Source organism: Roseovarius nitratireducens (genome assembly GCF_002925845.1).
Lineage (GTDB): Bacteria > Pseudomonadota > Alphaproteobacteria > Rhodobacterales > Rhodobacteraceae > Roseovarius > Roseovarius nitratireducens.
Genome location: NZ_PDNI01000082.1, coordinates 1 through 362, shown reverse-complemented (window position 1 = coordinate 362; position 362 = coordinate 1). Strand labels below are relative to the sequence as shown.

At 38.1% G+C, this 362-nt stretch carries 1 protein-coding gene; it reads left to right on the top strand.

Going from position 1 to position 362, the window contains the following annotated elements:
- Window positions 1-85: 85 nt before the first annotated feature.
- Window positions 86-362, top strand: a 277-nt coding sequence (locus CRJ03_RS20620; protein ID WP_369126390.1) for a F0F1 ATP synthase subunit A, incomplete at its 3' end; no start/stop codon positions are given.

Below are 362 nucleotides of genomic sequence, written 5' to 3'. Positions count from 1 at the left end.
AGGTCTTCTACCACACACGTTTACTCCAACAACACAACTATCAATAAATCTAGGAATAGCAATTCCCCTTTGAGCCGGAGCAGTAATCCTAGGATTCCGCAATAAAACAAAATCTGCTCTAGCCCATTTTCTTCCCCAAGGAACACCTATCCCTTTAATTCCTATATTAATTATTATCGAAACAATCAGTCTATTTATTCAACCAATAGCCTTAGCAGTTCGACTAACCGCTAATATTACAGCCGGCCACCTACTAATCCATCTTATCGGAGGAGCAACTTTAGCTCTACTATCAATTAACATCCCTACAGCCTTAATTACATTTTTAATCTTAACTCTACTAACCATTCTAGAATTTGCCG